The organism is Bifidobacterium crudilactis, from assembly GCF_000738005.1.
Taxonomy (GTDB): domain Bacteria; phylum Actinomycetota; class Actinomycetes; order Actinomycetales; family Bifidobacteriaceae; genus Bombiscardovia; species Bombiscardovia crudilactis.
This window is the reverse complement of sequence record NZ_JHAL01000001.1, coordinates 39,317-58,762: the sequence shown is the minus strand read 5'-3', so window position 1 is coordinate 58,762 and position 19,446 is coordinate 39,317. Positions and strand designations below refer to the sequence as shown.

The following is a 19,446-nucleotide window of genomic DNA, read 5'->3' as shown; positions in this document are numbered from 1 at the left end:
ACGGGTAGTGCGCGGCGGGAGGCCGCGGTGCGCACTACCCGTCGTCGTATATGCGGACAAGGCGAATTTCCGCTCTGATATACAAGAAATCGTGCATAGGTGTTGTCCGAGTTATGATGTGTGCGCATTTATCGACCGGGGACGTGGGGGTTTGAAATGGGGAAAACCAAAGCGGATAAAGGCACCGTCGTGTTGTGGAAGAGTGCGCCGCAGGAACACGACTACCCAGCGGCGGAGTCATACCTGTCCTTGATTGCCTCGGACGAAGAGGTCGATACAGTGGTGCAGGCCATGAGGCAGAGCAAGGAATTGCAGCATTTCAAGGCTAAAGACATACTTCGCGCCGCAAGACTTCCCTTGTTGGGAATCGATAATCCCCATGTTTCCGCGGATTTGGCGAAAATTGACCAGGGGGATGAGATCTCTCCCATACTTTTGGTACGTGGCAGCATCACCACATCCAGAGCTCTGCAGATAGCAGATGGCTACCATCGCGTGTGTGCCTGCTATCACAATGATGAGAACACCGATATCCCCTGTGTTTTGGTGACACTGTGAGTTTTGCCGTATTGGCGCTGCTTTGCGCCGTAGCCATGCTCGGTCCGGTTCTCAGCCTGAATCGCATGATGCATATCCCTGTGGTTATCGGTGAGCTTCTGGTGGGCATGGTTCTCGGACGTTCCGGTTTCCAGGTTGTGGATTCGAACAACGAGATTCTCACCTTTCTGGCACAAATCGGTTTCGCATTGGTGATGTTCGTGGCCGGTACGCATGTTCCGCTGCGACAATCCGCGATGTTGAAGGGATTGACAAGGGGAGCGCTCAGAGCTGTGACCGTGTCTGTGCTGGCCGTTCCTTTGGGATTGCTGGTGGCATGGATTTTCGGAACAGGGCACGGTGCGGTGTATGCCGTGGTGATCGCATCCTCGTCGGCGAGCATAGTCATGCCTGCACTCGGCGGTGCGCGCGTCACCACTGCTTCCGGTCTTGAGATGTTGGTGCAGCTCGCGGTGGCGGATGCATCCTCGATAATCGTGTTGCCTTTGGTACTGGAACCTCAGCGAGCGGGGAGGGCGGCATTGGGTGCAGGTGCGGTGCTGCTGATTGCGGCCTTGTTCGGCGTCGTCCTCATGTGGCTCAGGAAAACGGGGTACTGGCACAAGGTGCACCATCTCAGCGAGGAACGTGGTCTGGCGATTGAGCTCAGGATGACCCTGACGATGCTGTTCACGCTTGCGGCGATTGCGGTTTCCATGGGAGTTTCGGTCATGCTGGCCGGATTCGCCTTGGGGCTGGCAGTGGCCGCGGTGCACGAACCTCACAGGGTGGCGAATCAGACCTTCGCACTCACTCAGGGCTTTTTCGAGCCGATATTCTTCGTCTGGGTCGGCAGTTCCCTCGATCTCCATAGTGTGATTTCGGATCCAAAGGCGATACTGCTGGGCTTTTCCCTAGCTGCTGCATCCTTGCTTGCTCATGGTCTGATGGCGATATCGCGGCAACCTTGGCCGATTGCGCTTTCGACATCGGCACAGTTGGGTGTTCCAGTCGGGGCCGTGGCCATGGGCAAGAGCATGGGAGTGTTCGCCGGAGGCGAGGCCACCGCATTGCTATTGGGGGCTTTGCTCACGATTCTTGTCGTTACGGTGTTGAGTGGAAGATTGTTGCGTGCCGTGGGTGGTGATATGCCGATACGCCGGAGCGTTGTCCCTGATACGGCATCGCCGCTGTGACATCGCCAGGGCGTCGCGCCTCTTGCGTGTGCAGGGATTGGCGCGTGTGGCGATTCCGCCTCACAACACCGTTCAGATGAGGAATTAGCACGCGCTGAGTAATGTCATAGTTTGCAGTTTGTTAACAGCAGGATGAGGTTTGAAATTGGATGGGCATTCGCCGGGGTATGGCATGAGGACAGGGCGACATGCAAATGAATCAGTCAGGGGATCGGGTATCAGAAACGAAGAGAGCCGCTTGCCGCAAGGCCTTGGTGGCGGCGTGAGTTATGGGCACTGGCAGGTCGTACCCGATGCTACTTTGAAACAGCGTGGCGGTTCGGCGTATTTCCGCGCGTATCAGGTGATTAGCAGTGGGCGCCTGCACAATCTCCGCAGCGCATCCGAAGGGGATGTCTTGTCCCTTAGCGCGACGGTGGACGGCATCGAGGGATTGAGCGCTGATTATCGAGTTGCTGCCACGATAGATCAGGGTGCCGGCGACATCACCGATGCCTCATGCTCATGCCCTGCATTCGGACGCTTCGGTTCCTTGTGCAAGCATGTCATCGCTTTGGTGATGGCGTACAACGACAAGCCCGAGGATTTTCACCAAAGAGAAGGCGACGCCCCACGCCGGACGATACAGCGAACCTCGCGGGAGTTGCAGGCCTTCATGCTCCAGGAGGATGCAGACCTCAAGCAGCAGGCGAAAACGCGGCAACTCGAGCTGTTGAAGGAAGTCGGGAGCCTCGCGGATTCCGGTGGATCGGGAGTCGTTTCGCAACCCAATCGCAGAATGGGCATCGGAACGGTGAGCCTGAGGCCCAGCATCGAATTCACCGCTCTTGGGTGGCAGCTTCGACTGCATATAGCCGTGTCTTCGCATGCGGTGAATTATGTGGTCAAAGACATCCGCGAGCTTGTCAGGGCGGTCAGATGGCAACAGTATGTCGCGTACGGCAAGAAACTGGGTTTCGTTCATACCAGGGATGCCTTCGATGACAGGTCCAAAGGTGTTTTGGATATTCTCGACAGGGCGGTCGATATCCGCGACAGCGTGAGCGAGCACCGTATGGATAGCTACCGTCGTTCGCGGAAGGCTCCCTCAACGGCTATGCCCCTGTCTGAGGATGAGATCGCGGAGTTGCTGGATCTGTACGTAGATACGGGGCTGCCGGTTGAATACGCTCCTCCTGAACAGTATTTCATGGCCGCCATGCCTGCTCTTGTCGTGGACGGGGACCCTGATTTGGGTCTGATGATCGACACGGCCGACTCGGAGGCAGGGGCGGAAGCAACGGATTCGGGTCAACGTCCACTGCAAGCCGACGCCAAGACTCAGGATTTCGTCATTCATGCGAATCTGTGCATCGAACGCTTTGTGAAAGGGCACCGCTCCTCTTTCGTGATGGTCCGCCCGGTTGCAGGCAATCAGAGTGACGGCTCCGATTACCCTCGTATCCATCGCTGTTCGGATACCTTCATCAGAAACCGCAAGCTTCTTGCTGTGCTCTGCGGCAGCAGCGAGGGCGAATCACTGTACTTGGGCAGACAGGATATCGACGCCTTCGTGCGTACCGTGCTTCCTGCACTCAGCATGTCATCAGCGGCTTCAGGGGAGTCTCAGCTCGATGGTCGTGGTGCAACGTCGCGAGGAATTCCGGTGTCGATGCCCGAAGAGCTCCTTCGCCTGCGCAAACTGCCGTGCAATATCGAAATCTATCTGGATCGGGACAGGGAGGGGATCACCTGCGACCTCCAGGCCAGGTACGGCGATGACCGTTTCCACGTCTTCGATGGTGTGCAGGCCGGGTCGGGAGTGTTGAGGGACAAGGAGACCGAGAGGCTTGCCGTCGAGGCGATTCGACATTACTTCCCTCGGCCGCAGGGTCCTATCGCGAGGATTCCGGAAGCTCAGGATGAAGCGATTTACAAGCTGCTCAATGAAGGGCTTGCTGTGCTCAGAAGCATGGGTGAGGTGTTTTCGACCCCCGCATTCGATGGTCTGACGGCAGTCAGCCATCCCACCATAAAGCTTGGGCTTTCAGTGAAATCGGGTCTGGTTGAAATCTCACCGATTGCCGATGAGATCGCACCGGAGGATATACCCGCGTTGTTGGCAAGCTACCGACGGCGCAAACGCTACCACCGCTTACGCGACGGGTCGTTCGTCGATGTGCGCAACATGGATGTCGACGCGTTGGACGAAGTATCCGGCGATCTGGGGCTTTCCGTGACGGAGCTGGATAAGGGGGGCGTGAAGGTGCCGGCCTTCGAAGCCTATTACCTCGACAGCCAGGTTGATGATGACGACAAGGACCCGAGTTTTACGGCCTATCTGCAGGATATGAAAGTCGTCGATCCCGCCACATACACCCTGCCGGAAGTGTTTCGCGGTGTGCTTCGTCCATATCAGGTCGAAGGTTTCCGTTGGCTGAATGCATTGTGTGACAAGGGCTTTGGTGGGATTCTTGCCGACGAGATGGGTTTGGGCAAAACGGTCCAGCTCCTCTCCTTCCTGCTTGGCCGCTTGGATGAATCACGCGACGTGGGGCCCAGCCTGATCGTCTGTCCTGCTTCGCTGGTGTACAACTGGGCGGCGGAATGCGCCAAGTTCGCACCGTCGCTACGCGTATCGGTCGTCGCCGGAAGCAAGGCGGAGCGCAGGGAATTGATACAGGCTCATGCATGCTGTGACGTCCTGATTACCTCATACGACCTGCTGCGCCGTGATGTCGAGGATTACACCGGCATCACGTGTTTCGCACTGGTGTTGGATGAAGCCCAATACATCAAGAATCATGCGACGCTGTCATCCAGGGCCGTGCGTTCGATAGATGCGCGCCATAGGTTCGCGCTTACCGGAACGCCGATAGAGAATCGACTGTCGGAACTCTGGAGCATATTCGATGTGCTGATGCCCGGAATCCTGGGCAGTTACCGTCATTTCCGCGAACGTTTCGAGATGCCTGTTATCAGCGGGGACGAACACGCCCAGGAAAAGCTTCAGGCCTTCGTCGGGCCGTTCATGCTGAGACGTCTGAAGTCTCAGGTGCTGAAGGACCTTCCGGATAAAATCGAGAACGTGGTCACCGTCAGACTCGAGGGCGAGCAGCGCAGACTGTACGCGGCCTTGGAGCAGAAGCTTCGTATGAGTCTGAACAAACAGAAGGATGTCGACTTCGAACAGGGGAAAATTCAGATTCTCGCACAGTTGATGCGTCTGAGGCAGGTGTGCTGTGATCCTCGACTGATTTACGACAATGACGGTGATGCTTCGGCGAAGCCGGAGCTCGTGAAGCCTGGAACCTCCGCAAAGCTTGATGCGATCGAAGAGCTCGTCTCGAATTGTCGTGACGCGGGGCGCAAGATGCTGATCTTCTCCCAGTTCACCAGCTACCTCGACTTGATTGCCGCCCGACTTCGGACCGTGGGGGTGCAGTATGACGTGATCACCGGCGCCACCGCGAAGAAACGGCGGGTGGAGTTGGTCGAACAGTTCAACCGTGATGAGACCCCGGTGTTTTTGATTTCCCTGAAGGCCGGGAATACGGGGCTCAATCTGACCGGGGCGTGCGTGGTGGTTCATGCGGATCCCTGGTGGAATGCGGCGGCGCAGGATCAGGCCACGGATCGAGCCCATCGCATAGGTCAGACTCAGGATGTGAACGTGTATCAGATCGTCGCCAAAGACACGATCGAAGAACGCATTATTGCGCTTCAACGCTCCAAAACCGATCTTGCCACCAGATTCGTCGATGATGCCTCAACCGCGACAGGCGGTTCGCTCTCTGCACTGAGTAAGGCCGATTTGCTGGCATTGCTCGGCTGATAGCCGCGAAGGTCCGCGCTAAGCATGCCGCCTTGTGCGGTTGCGTAGTGATGGTGCGCAGCGAGTAATGCGATGAGCGTGACTATCGGGTGGGTCAATACGCCGCAATTGCAGGCTTTCTGTATCCCGGCGTTCACGCGTGCCGGAAACGTTTGCCGCACGGACGGTGCTTGACGTGGTTATTTCGGAATTTGACGCTCGACACCAGTCGTCAATCGTTTGACATTGCTGTATGCAGACGCTATTCTTCTGGAACGAAAGGCTGATCAACGATGATCCGGTGGCGCGTTCATGACTGAGGGGTCGGAGTGCCATGAGAGGGGAAAGAATGGATATTCTCGGTCTGGGCGGTAGCGCGCTCGACACCATTAAAGTCGTGGACCATCTGCCCATACGCGATGGTTTCTGCTCGGTGCGCTCCACCCAACGCATGCTTGGAGGCAGCGGCACGAATGTTCTGGTCCAGGCCCAACGGCTGGGAGCACGGACGGCTTCGATATCCAAAGTCGCCGATGATGAGGACAGCGAGCTCATCGTGACGAGTCTGAAGGAAATCGGTGTGGACACACGGGGCGTTGTCACGCAATCCGGGGGGTACCAGGCTCCGCATTGCCTGATTTATGTCGACGGTGATGGTGAGAAGGCGCTGGTGCTCGATTCCGACGGGGGGAAGGCGCTGCCGAAAATGAGTGCCGAGGAAGCGGATCTTGATCTGATAGATGAAGCATCGATTCTGTATGTGGACCTGACACCGGCTGACCTGTCCATGACGGCAGTGCGACGTGCAAAGGCCGCAGGCAAACTGGTGGTGTTCAATATGCAGGAAGACTTCGACACGGTGCTCGCCAAGGGCGTCGATCGCGAGTTTCTGTATGAGTTCCTGAAATACGTCGATGTCTTCGCACCCTGTCAGGAGGGGATCGGACCGTTCTCCGGCAGCTATGACATAGGTCGTCAGATAGTCTTCATCAGAAAGTATTTTCAAGGGTCAATCGTGCTGACCAGAGGCAGCGCCGGAGTCACTGCGGTTGATGAGCTGGATCAGCGCAACGATATGCCCGCCTTCCACGTCGACGTGCGCGACACCACCGGTGCCGGTGACGCATTCATCGGGGCGTTTATGACCGAATACCTTCTTCGAGACCAGGCTCTTGACGCGTCGTTGCGCTTCGCCTCCGCATGCGCGGCGTTGACGTGCACTGCATTCGGAGCGTTGACCTCTCCGAATCGTTCGGTAGTCGAGAATTTCCTGCTTTCGGCACAACACGAGGAGCATCGATGAAAACCACACAACAACGAGTGCGCGAAACATTGCTTGCCATCGCCTACGGGGACGCGATGGGCATGCCGACGGAGAACCTCACCAAGGAGCAGATCGAGCACCGCTACGGTGAGGTAACCGACTTCCAGCCCAGCCCTGATGATTTGGGAACCTTCATCCGGCATCTGGACGCAGGCACGGTGACCGATGACACGGAGAACGCCGTATTCCTCTGTGACATGCTCATCGAAACGGGAGGTAAGGTCGAGCCCGAGGTATTCGTCAGATATCTCATCGACTGGCTCGATCATGACGAGAAAAGCGCAGTCGTCGCAGGTCCCAGCACCAAAAGGGCGGTTGAGGCGATCAAGCACGGCACGCCCATTACCGAGTCCGGCATCTGGGGGACGACGAACGGTGCGGCGATGAAAATCGCGCCGATTGGACTGGTGTCAAACTGCGATGACCTGGGGCTTCTGGTGAGTAATGTGGCGGCCATCTGTCTGCCGACGCACAACACCCAGATAGCCATCCAGGGGGCATCCGTAATAGCTGCGGCGGTCAGCTTCATGTTCGATAACGATGACGTTGATTGGGATGAATACTATGACGTCATAGCCCGAACGGCGCGATTGGCCTCGGATTTCGGCAATAGGCTCCCCACTCCCGATATCCTCAAACGTATCGCCTGCGGACGCAGAATCGCCGAGATTCCGGACGAAGGTCAGTTCCGTGACGAGTTGTATTCCTTCCTGGGCACGGGACTCGACACCATCCAGACAGTGCCCGCCGCCGTCTCGTTGGTCTACAGGTATCGCGGGAATCTGCGCTCGTGTGTTCGCACCTGTGCAAGCATCGGCGGCGATACCGATACCCTCGGGGCAATATGCGGAGGAATATGCGGAGGTTACATGTTCAACCTCAGTGATGACGACATCGCCGTGCTGTGCTCGGTCAATGACATCGACTTCACTGCGATTGCCGAAGCCATGGCACCATTGGTGGATGGGGTGCGCCGCCGCTGACGGGTGCGCCACCTGCCTGCCGGCATCGGATTTCAGCGGCCGAGAAGGGCATCGTCCGGACGCGATGCAGGTGCTGTGGGTGGAAGGTCGGGAAGGCGGACAAACAAGCGTGTAACGTTTGACGTGAGTAATGATGCGGTATTCGGTGTCGTGGATGACATTCGAGACGCAGGACGAGAGGAAACGATATGGCTGTTGTCACGATGAAGGAGATAGCCGAACGGATGGGTGTCTCCGTGTCCTCGGTGTCTTTGGTCCTGAATAACAGGGATGCCGGTCGTATCAAACCCGATATCGCCGACAGAATCCGCGATGAGGCCAAACGACTGGGATACAGGCCGAATCGCATTGCCAGCAGCATGAGGACGAACAGAACGCGAATCCTCGGTTTCATCAGCGATGAAATCGCGACGACCCCTTTTGCCGGGCGACTGATTCTTGGGGCTCAGGATGCCGCGCGAGCTTTCGGCTACACGCTGCTGACAGTCAATACGAATGGCGAGAAGGCACTGGAATCCAGTGAAATCGAGACACTCAAACAGTATGGTGTGGATGGCTTTCTCTACGCGCGCATGTTCAATCAGCCGACGTCCGTTCCGCAGACCCTGCGAGATTACCCGCTGGTTCTGGTGGATGCCACGGATGTCAACGGCGAATTGCCCTCGATCGTGCCTGACGAGACGGCCATCGGCAGGGATGTGACCGAACGTCTCATCGCCGCAGGGTGCAGGCGAGTGGCATACATCGGTTTGGACGACGACATCGCGGCGCAGCTCGGACGTTTCTCGGGATATCGGGATACCTTGGCCGCGCATGGAATCGATTTTGACGACCAGCTGGTCACCAATCCGCGCATCGGAGCCGAGGCGCTGGTGTCCACCGAAAAGCTTATGGAGGAGCTCCGGCCGGATGGTTTCTTCTGCTTCAACGATGCCAGGGCTTGGGGCGTGTACCAGGCCGCGGCCTGGCAAGGACTGACCGTCGGCAAGGATCTTTCGGTGGTCGGTGTGGATAACCATCAGGTGATTGCGGAAACGCTCTCTCCGCGCCTGACCACGGTCGAGCTTCCTCATTACGAGATGGGATGCTGGGGAACGCGCAAGCTGATTTCCCTGATAGAAGGCAAGGACGTCTCTGAGGTTGCGCCGCCCGTGACGAATGCGGAAATGCCCAGTTTGGATCTCACTCAGGCGATGATTACCTGCAGGCTTGTCGAGAAGGAATCCATAGTCGGGTCCACGGTGAGCGACCGCCGATGAAGGTCAGAGAGCGGCGAAGGGGTCATCGCTCGGGTCGTCGTTCCACACGTATTCGATTGCGGCAGCCAAGGTGCGTGCAAATTCATCTCCGTAGGCCTTGGCAACCACGCTCAGAGCCATGTCTGTTCCTGCGCTCACTCCGGACGATGAGGTCAGATTCCCGTCCTCGACCCAACGTGCGTGCGCGACCCATTTGACCTCGGGTCTGACGCTTTTCACCCATGTGAACGCTCGCTTGTTGGATGTGGCCTTGCGCCCATCTATCGTTCCCGTCGCGGCAAGCAGAGCTGAACCTGTACAGACGGTGAGTATCCGCGAAAAACGAGGAAGCTGTCGGCGCAGCGCTTCGAGAAAGACGGCATCCTTCACCAGGCTTCTGGTGCCGGGGCCTCCTGGTATGAGCAGAACATCCTTGTCAGGAGCGTCGTCGAGTGCTCTCGTGACGATGTCGGTGCCTATCGCACCATGAACCGTTCCTCCGGCGAGTGAGTAATACCGTATCTCTGGCGCATCGGCGGTGTCATGGATTCTTCTGATGCACCCGAATACCTCCGCCGGGCCGAATACGTCAAGCGGTTCGAAGCCGTCGAATACCAATATCGCTATATCCCTCATATCTTTCTTTCTGACGGTCATGCCGTCGTTGTCGCATCCGTCAACTGGGACGTGTCAAGTTCTTCGCTTGCGGGCTTTGGGCAGCGGTGTGATGGGTTCGAGCACGGACAGCACCCGCCGCACGTGCTCGGCGTCGTCGACATCGAGAATGTAGTGTTCCTTCGCGCCCGCATAGGGTGCCGCGCATGCTGCATCTTTCATCAGACCGTCGAGTTGCGGGACGATTTTGACGAAGGTCTGATCGTCGCAGAGCAGCAGTATCGGTTTGTCGTTGACGTAGACCATGAAATCGCCGAACATCTTTCGCTGCCGGAGAGCCCAGGGGCCGCGGGCCTGATCCATGACGTAGGTGACGTAATCCTCGGAACTGGTCATCTCACCAAGTGTAGCGCCCGGCGACAGGGCATGGCGTTGTCGCCGACGATATGAGAGGAGCTTTCAGGCTGTGTGGCCGTCAGGCCCCGGTGGCGGTGTTGAATACCAGGCCGACGAGCCATGCGAACAGCATGGTGCCCAACCCCATGCAGACGTTGCGTACGACGGCCTTGTGCCAGTCCGCCCCTCCGAGCTTGGCCGAGACCAGACCGGTGAGGCACAGGGCCAGGGCCGCGGCCATGACGATGCAGATGATGGTGCCGACTGCCGGAATCGGCAGCAAGGCGAACAGCAGCGGGATGAGCCCGCCAGTGGTGAAGGATACGAATGAGGAGAACGCCGCGCTCCAAGGGTTGATCAGCTCATTCGGGTCGAGACCGAGTTCGTCGGTGGCGTGGGCGTACAAGGCGTCGGTATGCATGGCCTCGAGCGCCGCCGTGCGGGCCGTCGCGGGGGATATGCCTTTGGTCTCATAGATTTGTGCAAGTTCGTCGACCTCGTCGTCCCAGCAGTTCTTGAGCTCCCAGCGTTCCTTGTCGAGCAAGGCCCGTTCGGTGTCACGCTGGGTGCTCACCGACACGTATTCGCCGCCCGCCATGGAGAAGGCACCTGCAGCCAGTGCGGCGAACCCCGCCACCATCAGCGCCCTGATGTTGGAACCCGCACCGGCCACGCCGATGATGGTGCCGGCAACCGACACGATGCCGTCATTGGCGCCCAGCACGCCTGCTCTCAGCCAATTGAGTTTCGACTGCTCGCCTCCCAGCTGATGCTGTTCGCCTGGATGCGGTGTTACCGACTGTCGTATCTTATTCGCCATAGCGCCCAATCTAGCGAGGTGCGTGGCCAATGTCGGGCGGACGTCGTGTGAAACGAATAACTGTACTATGTGATATAGTACAGTTAGTTCGCTGGATTGAGGCATAATTCCTTCGTGCCAAAGCGCAATCTGGTGAACCGCGCCGACCTGCTGTTCCCCGTCGGTGTCACGGCAGCCGATCGACGGCCGATTGGCTAAGGGAATGAGCGTCTTGGAGGCGGCGATGATTGATATAGATCTGAAAAGTCGCAAATCCATCTATGAACAAGTCGTTCTGGGAATCAAAGAGCAGATTTTGTCGGGGCTCATACCCGCTCAAAGCAAGCTGCCCTCGGTGCGTGAATTGTCGAAGGAGCTCACCGTCAATCCGAATACCATCCAGAAGGCTTTCCGCCAGCTGGAGGAACAAGGCTATATATACAGTGTCGCAGGAGTCGGCAGCTTCGCGCACGCTCCCAAAGACATCCGTCCAGATGCACGCCTGCTTCGGGAGGCGACATCCCGCCTTAGCGAGGATTTGCATGAACTTCGGTTGCTGGTTCCGGATGATGCCGAACTGGCTGATCTCGTTGCCCGGTTGCTTGCGGACGTCAGGGCTTCCGGACGCTCAACACCCAGGAATCAGGGGGATATTCATGATTGAGGTACGGTCGATCGTAAAAACTTTCGGGGCGCAGCACGCCTTATCGAATATAGACATGACGATTGCCACCGGGTCGATTTACGGCTTGGTGGGAACCAACGGCTCCGGGAAAACCACCATACTGAACATATTGGCCGGCGTGCTCCGACCTGATGCGGGCACCGTCACCTACGACGGCACGCCGGTCTATGAGAACCCGGGCACGAAGAGCAGATTGGCTTTCGTCCCGGATGACCTCACCTTTCTCAATGGTTTCACGCTTCATGAGGCAGCCCGACTGTTTAGCGGCTTGTACCCGACAAACTGGAATGACGATGTCTTCAGAATGTGCGTGTCACAGTTCTCGCTTCGCGGCGGTATGCAGATAGCCCATATGTCGAAAGGAATGCGCAAGCAAGCGGCGTTCTGCCTCACCTTTGCCAGAAAACCGGCATATCTGTTGTTGGACGAGCCTCTCGACGGACTCGATCCGATAGTCCGACGGGGCATCTGGGAACTCATCGTCGATGCCTCCGCCGACAGGAACATGACCACAATCGTGTCATCCCACAATCTGCGTGAGCTTGAGGGCTACTGCGACAGCATCTGCGCAATCAAGCAAGGTGGCGTGGTCGTCGAGCGGGACCTTGACGAACTCAAGTCGGACATCCATAAACTCCAGGTCTCCTACGGTGCAAACGCTCGGCCGGGGGCGGGGATCTATGAAGAGCTGGATGTCCTGGACCGCCGTGACAGTGCTTCGGTCGATTATCTCATCGTGCGCAACACGGTCGAAGAGCTCGAAGACTTTGCGCGGCGGACTCACCCGCTGCTCTTCGATGTCATTCCACTGACCCTCGAAGAAGTATTCATGTATCAACTGGGAGGCAAGGGCAATGAACACACCAGGATACGCTGAGACCACAGTGCGCAGGCGCATCGTCTTTCCTTGGATGGGCAAGCGTGATCGCACGGGTCTGCCGGGCACGGTCGTGTCTTCGGCCATCATTCGGCACCAGCTCAGGCGGTATTGGCCGATATCGTTGGTCGGTAGTGCGATTCTGCTGATATTGGGCCCTGTGGTGGCCTTGCTGAGCAGCGATACGCAACGCGCTCGCTCGTATATCGTCGAGTCGATGCTGAATGACCAGAACTTCGGTTTTCTGGCTTATCAGGTGCTTGCGCCAGTGGTCGTAGCGGTCGCGGTCTTCTCGTATCTGGATTCGAAAGGCCGAGTCGCCTTCATTCACGCGATGCCGCTGACCAGAGATTCTCTTTTCCGCAGCAATGTCCTATCGGGGGCCATCCTGCTGTTCATACCGCAATTCGTTCTCTCGCTCGCGATGGTGCCTTTTGTGAGTATGGGGTTCTCGGGATTTGCCTCCCAGGACCGCGAGGGTGGTTTGATGGACTCGTATGTGAACACGGCAGTATCGGTGGGCATTGTCGGCGCATCGAGTTCTTCGGAACCGGTGCAGCGGAATCCCGATATGGGAGATCTTCTGCGATGGTTCATCGTGACGTCCGTCATCATGCTGTTCATCTACGCTCTGTCGGTGCTGGCCAGCATACTGTCCGGCAATATCGGGGTCGCGGTGTTGGTGTCGGCCCTGCTCAACGGGATTGTTCCTGCGCTCTCGGTGCTGACCTTCCGTGTTCTTGACATGTTCCTCTATGGTTTCTCATACGATTCCGTCGGTTACGCCGCTTGGATGCACCCGCTGATCGATTTATGGATGCACGGAGCCAGAGTATCGCCCTGGACGGTTGCGGCATTCATTCTGGTGAGCGTTGTCGTGATATGGGCATCCGGGGTGCTGTACCGGCGACTCAAATCCGAATGTGCGGGCAGCAACATTACCTTCGGTGGATTTACCATGGTGGCGACCGTGCTTACCACCTTCGTTGGTGCCTGTCTCGCCGGCATGCTGCTGGAATCTCTGACGTCCACCTACGCCCCGGTTCGCTCGAATCACGGTCTGTTCTTTCTGGGTGTGGTTCTCGGGGCTCCGGTGGTGTTCGCCGTCACTTCCATGACCCTGTGCGGAACGATTAGGATATTCACGCTGTCCAGCTTGAAACGCTTTGCAGCCTTCGTCGTCATCGCAGCTGTATTCTTCTCCTTGACAAGCTTCGACCTGACCGGATACGAAGGTCGAGTCCCCGCGCAGCAGGACATCGCCTCGGTCACCATTCCGGACATCGGTCTGATGGCCCTGCCGTATGCGGGCACCAATGCGAATTCGATTACACTCACCGATGCACAGGCGATAGCCGATGCCAGAGCATTGCATGCGGAAATCATCAGCAGATCACGCGATCCGAAATATGATTCCTTATTCACCGGCGGCAATGCCGAGACCGGTACAGGTGTATCGAGTCAATTTGCCTCCTCGTCAGGCTGTTCGAATTGTTACCTCAATGATGATGATGTTCTCAGCGTGGAGTTCCACTACCGGATGCATACGGGTTCTTCCATGGACCGCAGCTACCACTTGTATCAGAAATATCTGAATCAAAGCGATGCCTATCGTCGACTGGTGAACGATGCGGGATATCGCAAAGCCAACAGTCTGCAGACATTGGGCTACGACAATATCCGGTCTTCGGAGGTCTCGGATGTCTATGGCAACAGCACGTACGTCGCAGATCCCGAAGAGCTGAACGGGCCGAGTACCTCGTTGGGTGCCGCAGACGCGCGCACGCTTGCAAGGCTATTGGACGAGGATTACCAATCCCTGCCGAATACCAAGGTCTCCTCGAATCTCCTCAGCTACGATTCCGACACCGGCAACGCTCTGAACAAGCGGGTGCTGATCGGAATATCCTTCCAGATGGACGAGAAGGGCAGTCAGGACAATACCCGCGTGTTCTACGGCATCACGGATGACTACACACGCACCATCGCCTGGCTGAAGGACAAGGGGTTGTACAAGGCCATGATCTCCGCCACGGAAAAGCTGATGCCAACCTCATCCTCGTGATCGTGGACTCTCATGCTGCGCAAATCGGGCGAGTGTGGAAGCTGTGCCGTACCCAGGCAACGGTTTTCACGCTCATTTCCCGACGAGTCGGGGAATATAGCGATACATCAGGTATGCGCCGACCAATCCGCCGCAGCCCATCAGCACAGCGGCCGATGACAATCCTGCGATGGCCGTCATTCCCGAAATGGCCAATGGACCGAGGGCCGAGCCGGAATCCGTGGAGGTGCGCCAACCGCCCAGGAATGCCGGCATATGGTCCGGTGCGTACCTTGAGGCAAGGTCCGAGCCCAGCGTCATCACGATGCCGCTGCCTAAACCGTTTGCCGTGGAGATGATGATGGCGACAAGGATGTAACCCCATTCGGCCGTGGCCAACGGCATGACGAGATGGCCGATGCTGATTCCGACCAGTACGGGCACGGCGGCCCAGCGCCGCCCGAAACGGTCCATGATCTGACCTGATGTGTAGAACAATGACAGATCGACGGCACCGGCTATTCCCATAATCAGCGCTATATGCGGTGAGGATATACCCAGCTGCACTCCCCACAGGGGCAGGATTACCTGCCGTGAAGCGCGCATCATCTGGAGGATTCCGGCGGCGCTGCCCATCCTGATGAGTATCGGGAAATAGGTGATGATCGGCAGCCTGTGCGCGCGCTTCAACGGTCTGGCATAAGCACCGGGAGCAGGCGCGGCACTCGTCGCTGTCGTTGATGGCGGCGTCGAGAGCTGTATTCGGTGCGCTTCCGCGCTCGCACGGTTCCGGGCCAAGGCCTTTTCGGGGTCGGGCATCACCTGCAGGACAATCAGTACGGCGATACATGCCCCGACATGAATCCAGTAGACGCTCTGCGCGCCGGTAAGAGCGATGATCGGAGAGGCCAGGAACGGGCCTACGAAATAGCCGATGCGAGATGTTCCGCCGAGAAGCGACATAGCTCGCGCCCGGTACCACGGTGGCGTCCAAGTGGTGAGGAATGCGTGACGTGCGAGATTGAATGTGGCCGAGGCGATGCCTATCATCAGCACGCCCAGCGCGAGAATAGGCAGATTCGGTGCCTTCCAACACACGATCGCAGAGATGATGGCGATGATTGCGGCTGCGCGCATGGCGAAGGTCTCACCCCAGCGCGAGACGGCGAAGCCGCTGGGGATGTCGCCGAGAACCACGCCGATCATCAGCAGACCCGAGATGATTCCCGATGTGGCGAGATCGGCTCCCAAGGCCCGTGCCGTCAGAGGGACCACTGGTATCAGGGCGCCTTCGCCGGTCGCAAAGAGGATGGCGGGCATGTACACGGGAACGAAAAGATGGTGCAGAAAGTCGGTTTGTTCCGCTTTTGCCTGTTGATCGTTAACCGTCGTCATCCCGGCGTTGACCTCCTGTGGATTCTCCCTGTTGCCGTCAGGGTCCTCTGGCACATGAAACGAGGATGCGGGTGCGCTCCTCTTCTCTTGCCTCTGATGCCTTGCAGTATAGCTGTGGATGAGGCTGAAAGCCCGTGGTGAGCGGCAAATATCTTGAAGAGTGAAGCAGTGTGGCACTGGCGTCATGGGGTCTTCGAATGCGGGCGGAGAGTCCATATGCTGGTGCGGAGATGAGCGAAAACAAAATCGGAGTAAGGTTTGTCAGGGTCATGGTGACGGGGATATCACTGCGGCCGAAGCCTAGTTCAGAAAGATCCACACTGGTGAAACCTCAGAAAACACTGATCACGGTATCGCAAATGTCCATCATGACGATCATCACGATCGCTGGTCTTCGGGGGCTCCCTGCCATGGCGGTGCTCGGATGGCAGTCGATCATCCTGTATCTGATTCCCGCGATAATGTTCTTCGTGCCCACGGCCCTGATATCCGCCGAACTCGGCGCCACCTATGAAGGCGGGGTCTATGAATGGGTCAAGGAGGGGCTGGGCAAGCGTTTCGGCTTCATCGCAGTGTGGATGCAATGGATACACAACGTGGTGTGGTACCCCGCGCAGCTCGCCTTCGTCGCGGCTGCGGGTGCCGCCGCCTTCGGACTCAGCCAGCTTTCGGATTACGGCATCTACGTCATGATCGTGATCGTCGTGGTGTTCTGGTGGGCGATATGGCTCACGCTCAAGGGAGGCAACCTCTTCGCGAAGGTCGCTTCCGGCGCCGGATTGATCGGCACCATCATCCCGGCCTGCCTGCTGCTGATACTCGGGGCGGCCTGGCTTGCCACCGGGCAGCATATATCGAGCACGCTTACCGAGAGCTCCGTCATCCCCAACTTCACCAATATCGCGGGCATCGCATTGGTCGTCCAGAATGTTCTGGCTTTTGGCGGCATGGAAGTCAACGCCGTTCATGCCCAGCAGATGGAACAGCCCAAGCGATATACGCATGTGGTCGCAATCGCCTTTGTCAGTGCGCTCGCGATTTTCATCGTACCGACGTTGATTCTGGCGATGGTGCTGCCGAAGGACGTCAATCTCTCGGACGGTACGGTTCGTGCCTTTCAGACCATGTTCAGCACCTTCCATCTGGGATTCATGGGCAATGTCGTAGGCCTGGCCATCGTATTCGGCGCCGTCGCCTCCATCATCAGTTGGATTTCCGGGCCCTCGCGAGGTCTGTACAACGCGGCGGAGGATGGCTGTCTGCCCGAGTATTTCAGGAAGACGAACAAGAACGGCGCGCAATCCGGCATTCTTATGCTGATGGGTGTTATCGTCACGATTCTGGCTTGCCTGTATCTGGTGTTCCCGAAGAGCGTTTCCATGGTGTTCTCGCTGCTGATCGGCATGGCTGTGGCCTTGTATGTCATGATGTACATGCTGATGTTCGTCGCCAGCATCAATCTCCGTCGGCTGCATAAGACCGGCAACAGCGGGTATCGTGCACCGGCGTTGTACGTGATGGCGGGTATGGGCATAGTCGCCTGCATCTGCGCCTTCGTGATGACCTTCGTCCCTGCTGCCGGGCAGTCGGGCATCCCGACCGCGTGGTATCCCGTGATCGCCGGAGTCGTGGTTCTGGCTCTCGCAATGCCGAGTCTGCTGATTTACAGAGGCGGGAAGGCGCCCCGGGTCGAGCAATCTGTCGGGGACGAACACGCGCGGAACGAGGGATAGCCGCTGATTTCATCTGCCCCGGCGGCCCGCCGAAGCGGGTTACTGGTCGTCCGTCCGGTCTTCCAGATGAATGTCTCCGTCAACGGTGTTGCCGTGGCCGAGGATATGCTGGTCGTGGGTGACGATGAAACGTCGGAAGTATTCGCGCTGCCAGAGCAGGCCGATGTGCCGTGGCGTTCCTTCAAAACTGTTGTGCGCAACGGTGACCTGCGAAACCGAAGGGCCCGGTACGGTGACGCTATCGGGTTCCTGGTAGAGGACGAACGCTCCCCGACGTGGCGCGAAATTCTTGAAGGTGTTGCCGGTGATGGTGATGCCGTGCCAGGCTTTTGGCTTGACCATCCGGTGGGAGCGCGAGTAGAAAGCCACCGCCCAGGATGGCTGAGGCGTTTCACCGGTCCATACGAAGGTGTTGTCGCTGATGGTGATGTCGTCTGCTGCATCGAAATGGATGACGGCGCTGTTCTCGGTCCCCGCCCCCTCAAAGGCGGCGGCATTCTCGACATAGTTGCCGGTGAAGGTGCCGAAGCGGATGTAGCTTTCATCCTCGGGTGTCTTCGCATAGGCCATGTGTGTGCCGAAAGGCGCGGCGGCAGGCAGCAGAAGGCGACCCGATTCGGACCGCAACGGCAGGAAACGATTATTTTCGATGGTCATATGAGTGGTCGAGAGATTGTTGAAGACGGTTTCCTTGTCGTAATAGCCGCTGGCTCCCAAGGCGGCCACATCCATCTGGAATGCCTCCTTGAAGGTCTGCCCGCGGTTGGGTGATCCGATGACCGTGCTGTTGCGAACCGTCACTCCGGTGCTGCCGTCGACATCCAGTATGTGTCCGAAAGGGCGCTGAATCATGTCGAAGGTGCAGTTGTCGAAAGAGATGTTGCTGGCGTGCATCACGGACTGGAAAATCGTCTGTGTGGGGGTGAGGTCGCGGTAATCTCCTCTGAACGTGATGTTTTTCCACGACACATCATGTATGCCGTCGTACGCCTTGGCCCCTCCCGTCGGATACCAGATGACCATGTCGCCGACCGTTCCGGCAGGCATCTGCACATAGGTCTTTCCCGGCGTTCCCAGGATGTTCAGATTGCTGACCATGTTGAGCACCCCGGTAAAGGCGAAGTGGCCTTCGGGGAAGCTCAGTGTGGTGGTGGACTCTCTGGGCAGCAGCTGGAGCAGGGTGTTGAAGTTCTTGGTGTTGCTGGTCTCGCCGTCACCGATGAGTCCCGCAGAGGATGCGTCTATGACGCCGTCTTCACCGATATGCGGCGTCCCGTTCACCATCGCGGCCTTGCGGCGGAGCGTGATGTCGATGGTGACGTCCTTCCCTTTGTCCGAACCACGCAGGGCTCCGGGAATGGTGAGCGTTGTCGCCCGTTCAGTACCTGTGGTCCAATAGACGTATCGTTCCGATGCGCCCGCTTTGAGTGTTTTCACCACATGGTCTTCGGCTCTCTGACCTGGAACCCGGACTTCACCCTCGGGTGCATAGCCATCCGCGTGCTGAAGTGCCGAAGGACTCAAGTTCTGTTGGTTCTCATGTCGAGAGGCTGCATCGTGGTGATGGGAGCGCGAGGGCAGCAGATGCGGCAGCGCTATCGCGGCAGTCAGCAGAACGGACACGATTGCCAGAACCGTAGCGGCTATCCTCCACACGGAGAAGCGTGGAGGAACCTGTTCCCCGGCGGCATTCGAGTGCTTTCCAACATCGTGAATTCGACGCATCGTCCCCCTGTCATACGCAAGCTCTCATAAAACATCAAAGCATATGTCACTGGGTTTATGCGAGCCGGGAGCGTAACTCCATCTCAAGGGGACGGCGGCGGGTATC

At 57.9% G+C, this 19,446-nt stretch carries 15 protein-coding genes; 10 read left to right on the top strand and 5 right to left on the bottom strand.

Features of this window, described 5'->3' with window-relative positions; translation table 11 throughout:
* Nucleotides 1-156 precede the first annotated feature (156 nt).
* The 6 genes from DB51_RS00250 to DB51_RS00225 all read left to right on the top strand — a co-directional run bounded on the left by DB51_RS00250 (nucleotide 157) and on the right by DB51_RS00225 (nucleotide 9,092).
* A complete protein-coding gene (locus DB51_RS00250) occupies nucleotides 157-558 on the top strand; it encodes a hypothetical protein (protein ID WP_034250657.1) in 402 nt (133 codons plus the stop codon).
* Nucleotides 555-1,733, top strand: coding sequence for a cation:proton antiporter (locus DB51_RS00245; RefSeq protein WP_051867097.1), 1,179 nt, complete (start codon nucleotides 555-557; stop codon nucleotides 1,731-1,733). The genes DB51_RS00250 and DB51_RS00245 overlap by 4 nt, the downstream gene beginning before the upstream one ends.
* 145 nt (nucleotides 1,734-1,878) lie before the next feature.
* The gene (locus tag DB51_RS00240; RefSeq protein ID WP_432762342.1) at nucleotides 1,879-5,547 is read left to right on the top strand and encodes a DEAD/DEAH box helicase; all 3,669 of its coding nucleotides are present in this window, start codon (nucleotides 1,879-1,881) and stop codon (nucleotides 5,545-5,547) included.
* Nucleotides 5,548-5,860: 313 nt separating this feature from the next.
* Nucleotides 5,861-6,829 carry a carbohydrate kinase family protein gene (locus DB51_RS00235; RefSeq protein WP_084674444.1) on the top strand — a complete coding sequence of 323 codons (969 nt, stop codon included), beginning with the start codon at nucleotides 5,861-5,863 and terminating at the stop codon, nucleotides 6,827-6,829.
* Nucleotides 6,826-7,833: an ADP-ribosylglycohydrolase family protein gene (locus tag DB51_RS00230; RefSeq protein WP_034250653.1), complete on the top strand. Its 1,008-nt coding sequence runs from the start codon at nucleotides 6,826-6,828 to the stop codon at nucleotides 7,831-7,833. Before DB51_RS00235 ends, DB51_RS00230 begins: the two co-directional genes overlap by 4 nt.
* A gap of 203 nt (nucleotides 7,834-8,036) precedes the next feature.
* Nucleotides 8,037-9,092, top strand: coding sequence for a LacI family DNA-binding transcriptional regulator (locus tag DB51_RS00225; protein ID WP_034250922.1), 1,056 nt, complete (start codon nucleotides 8,037-8,039; stop codon nucleotides 9,090-9,092).
* A gap of 3 nt (nucleotides 9,093-9,095) precedes the next feature.
* Here DB51_RS00225 and DB51_RS00220 read toward each other — a convergent pair whose 3' ends face one another.
* The 3 genes from DB51_RS00220 to DB51_RS00210 form a co-directional block, all read right to left on the bottom strand.
* Nucleotides 9,096-9,728 carry a DJ-1/PfpI family protein gene (locus DB51_RS00220; RefSeq protein WP_202961971.1) on the bottom strand — a complete coding sequence of 211 codons (633 nt, stop codon included), beginning with the start codon at nucleotides 9,726-9,728 and terminating at the stop codon, nucleotides 9,096-9,098.
* Between the two features lie 33 nt (nucleotides 9,729-9,761).
* Nucleotides 9,762-10,082 carry a hypothetical protein gene (locus DB51_RS00215; protein ID WP_034250649.1) on the bottom strand — a complete coding sequence of 107 codons (321 nt, stop codon included), beginning with the start codon at nucleotides 10,080-10,082 and terminating at the stop codon, nucleotides 9,762-9,764.
* Nucleotides 10,083-10,161: 79 nt separating this feature from the next.
* Nucleotides 10,162-10,902 carry a VIT1/CCC1 transporter family protein gene (locus DB51_RS00210; RefSeq protein ID WP_034250647.1) on the bottom strand — a complete coding sequence of 247 codons (741 nt, stop codon included), beginning with the start codon at nucleotides 10,900-10,902 and terminating at the stop codon, nucleotides 10,162-10,164.
* Between the two features lie 223 nt (nucleotides 10,903-11,125).
* Here DB51_RS00210 and DB51_RS00205 point away from each other — a divergent pair, with 223 nt between their 5' ends.
* From DB51_RS00205 to DB51_RS00195, 3 genes are read left to right on the top strand one after another with little or no spacing between them, the layout of a single operon-like run.
* Complete coding sequence (locus DB51_RS00205) at nucleotides 11,126-11,545, top strand: GntR family transcriptional regulator (protein WP_034250919.1); 420 nt, start codon at nucleotides 11,126-11,128, stop codon at nucleotides 11,543-11,545.
* Entirely contained in the window at nucleotides 11,448-12,443 is a 996-nt protein-coding gene (locus DB51_RS00200) for an ABC transporter ATP-binding protein (RefSeq protein WP_338023749.1), read from the top strand. The genes DB51_RS00205 and DB51_RS00200 overlap by 98 nt, the downstream gene beginning before the upstream one ends.
* Nucleotides 12,421-14,508, top strand: a complete 2,088-nt coding sequence (locus DB51_RS00195; RefSeq protein ID WP_156958163.1) for a hypothetical protein — start codon at nucleotides 12,421-12,423, stop codon at nucleotides 14,506-14,508. The genes DB51_RS00200 and DB51_RS00195 overlap by 23 nt, the downstream gene beginning before the upstream one ends.
* 72 nt (nucleotides 14,509-14,580) lie before the next feature.
* Here DB51_RS00195 and DB51_RS00190 read toward each other — a convergent pair whose 3' ends face one another.
* Nucleotides 14,581-15,936, bottom strand: coding sequence for an MFS transporter (locus DB51_RS00190; protein WP_202961970.1), 1,356 nt, complete (start codon nucleotides 15,934-15,936; stop codon nucleotides 14,581-14,583).
* A gap of 143 nt (nucleotides 15,937-16,079) precedes the next feature.
* On the opposite strand from DB51_RS00190, the gene DB51_RS00185 reads away from it, so the two are divergent.
* Nucleotides 16,080-17,615, top strand: coding sequence for an amino acid permease (locus DB51_RS00185; protein ID WP_084674441.1), 1,536 nt, complete (start codon nucleotides 16,080-16,082; stop codon nucleotides 17,613-17,615).
* A gap of 39 nt (nucleotides 17,616-17,654) precedes the next feature.
* Here the strand turns inward: DB51_RS00185 and DB51_RS00180 are convergent, their stop codons facing one another.
* Entirely contained in the window at nucleotides 17,655-19,340 is a 1,686-nt protein-coding gene (locus tag DB51_RS00180; RefSeq protein WP_034250642.1) for a glycosyl hydrolase family 28-related protein, read from the bottom strand.
* Nucleotides 19,341-19,446 lie beyond the last annotated feature (106 nt).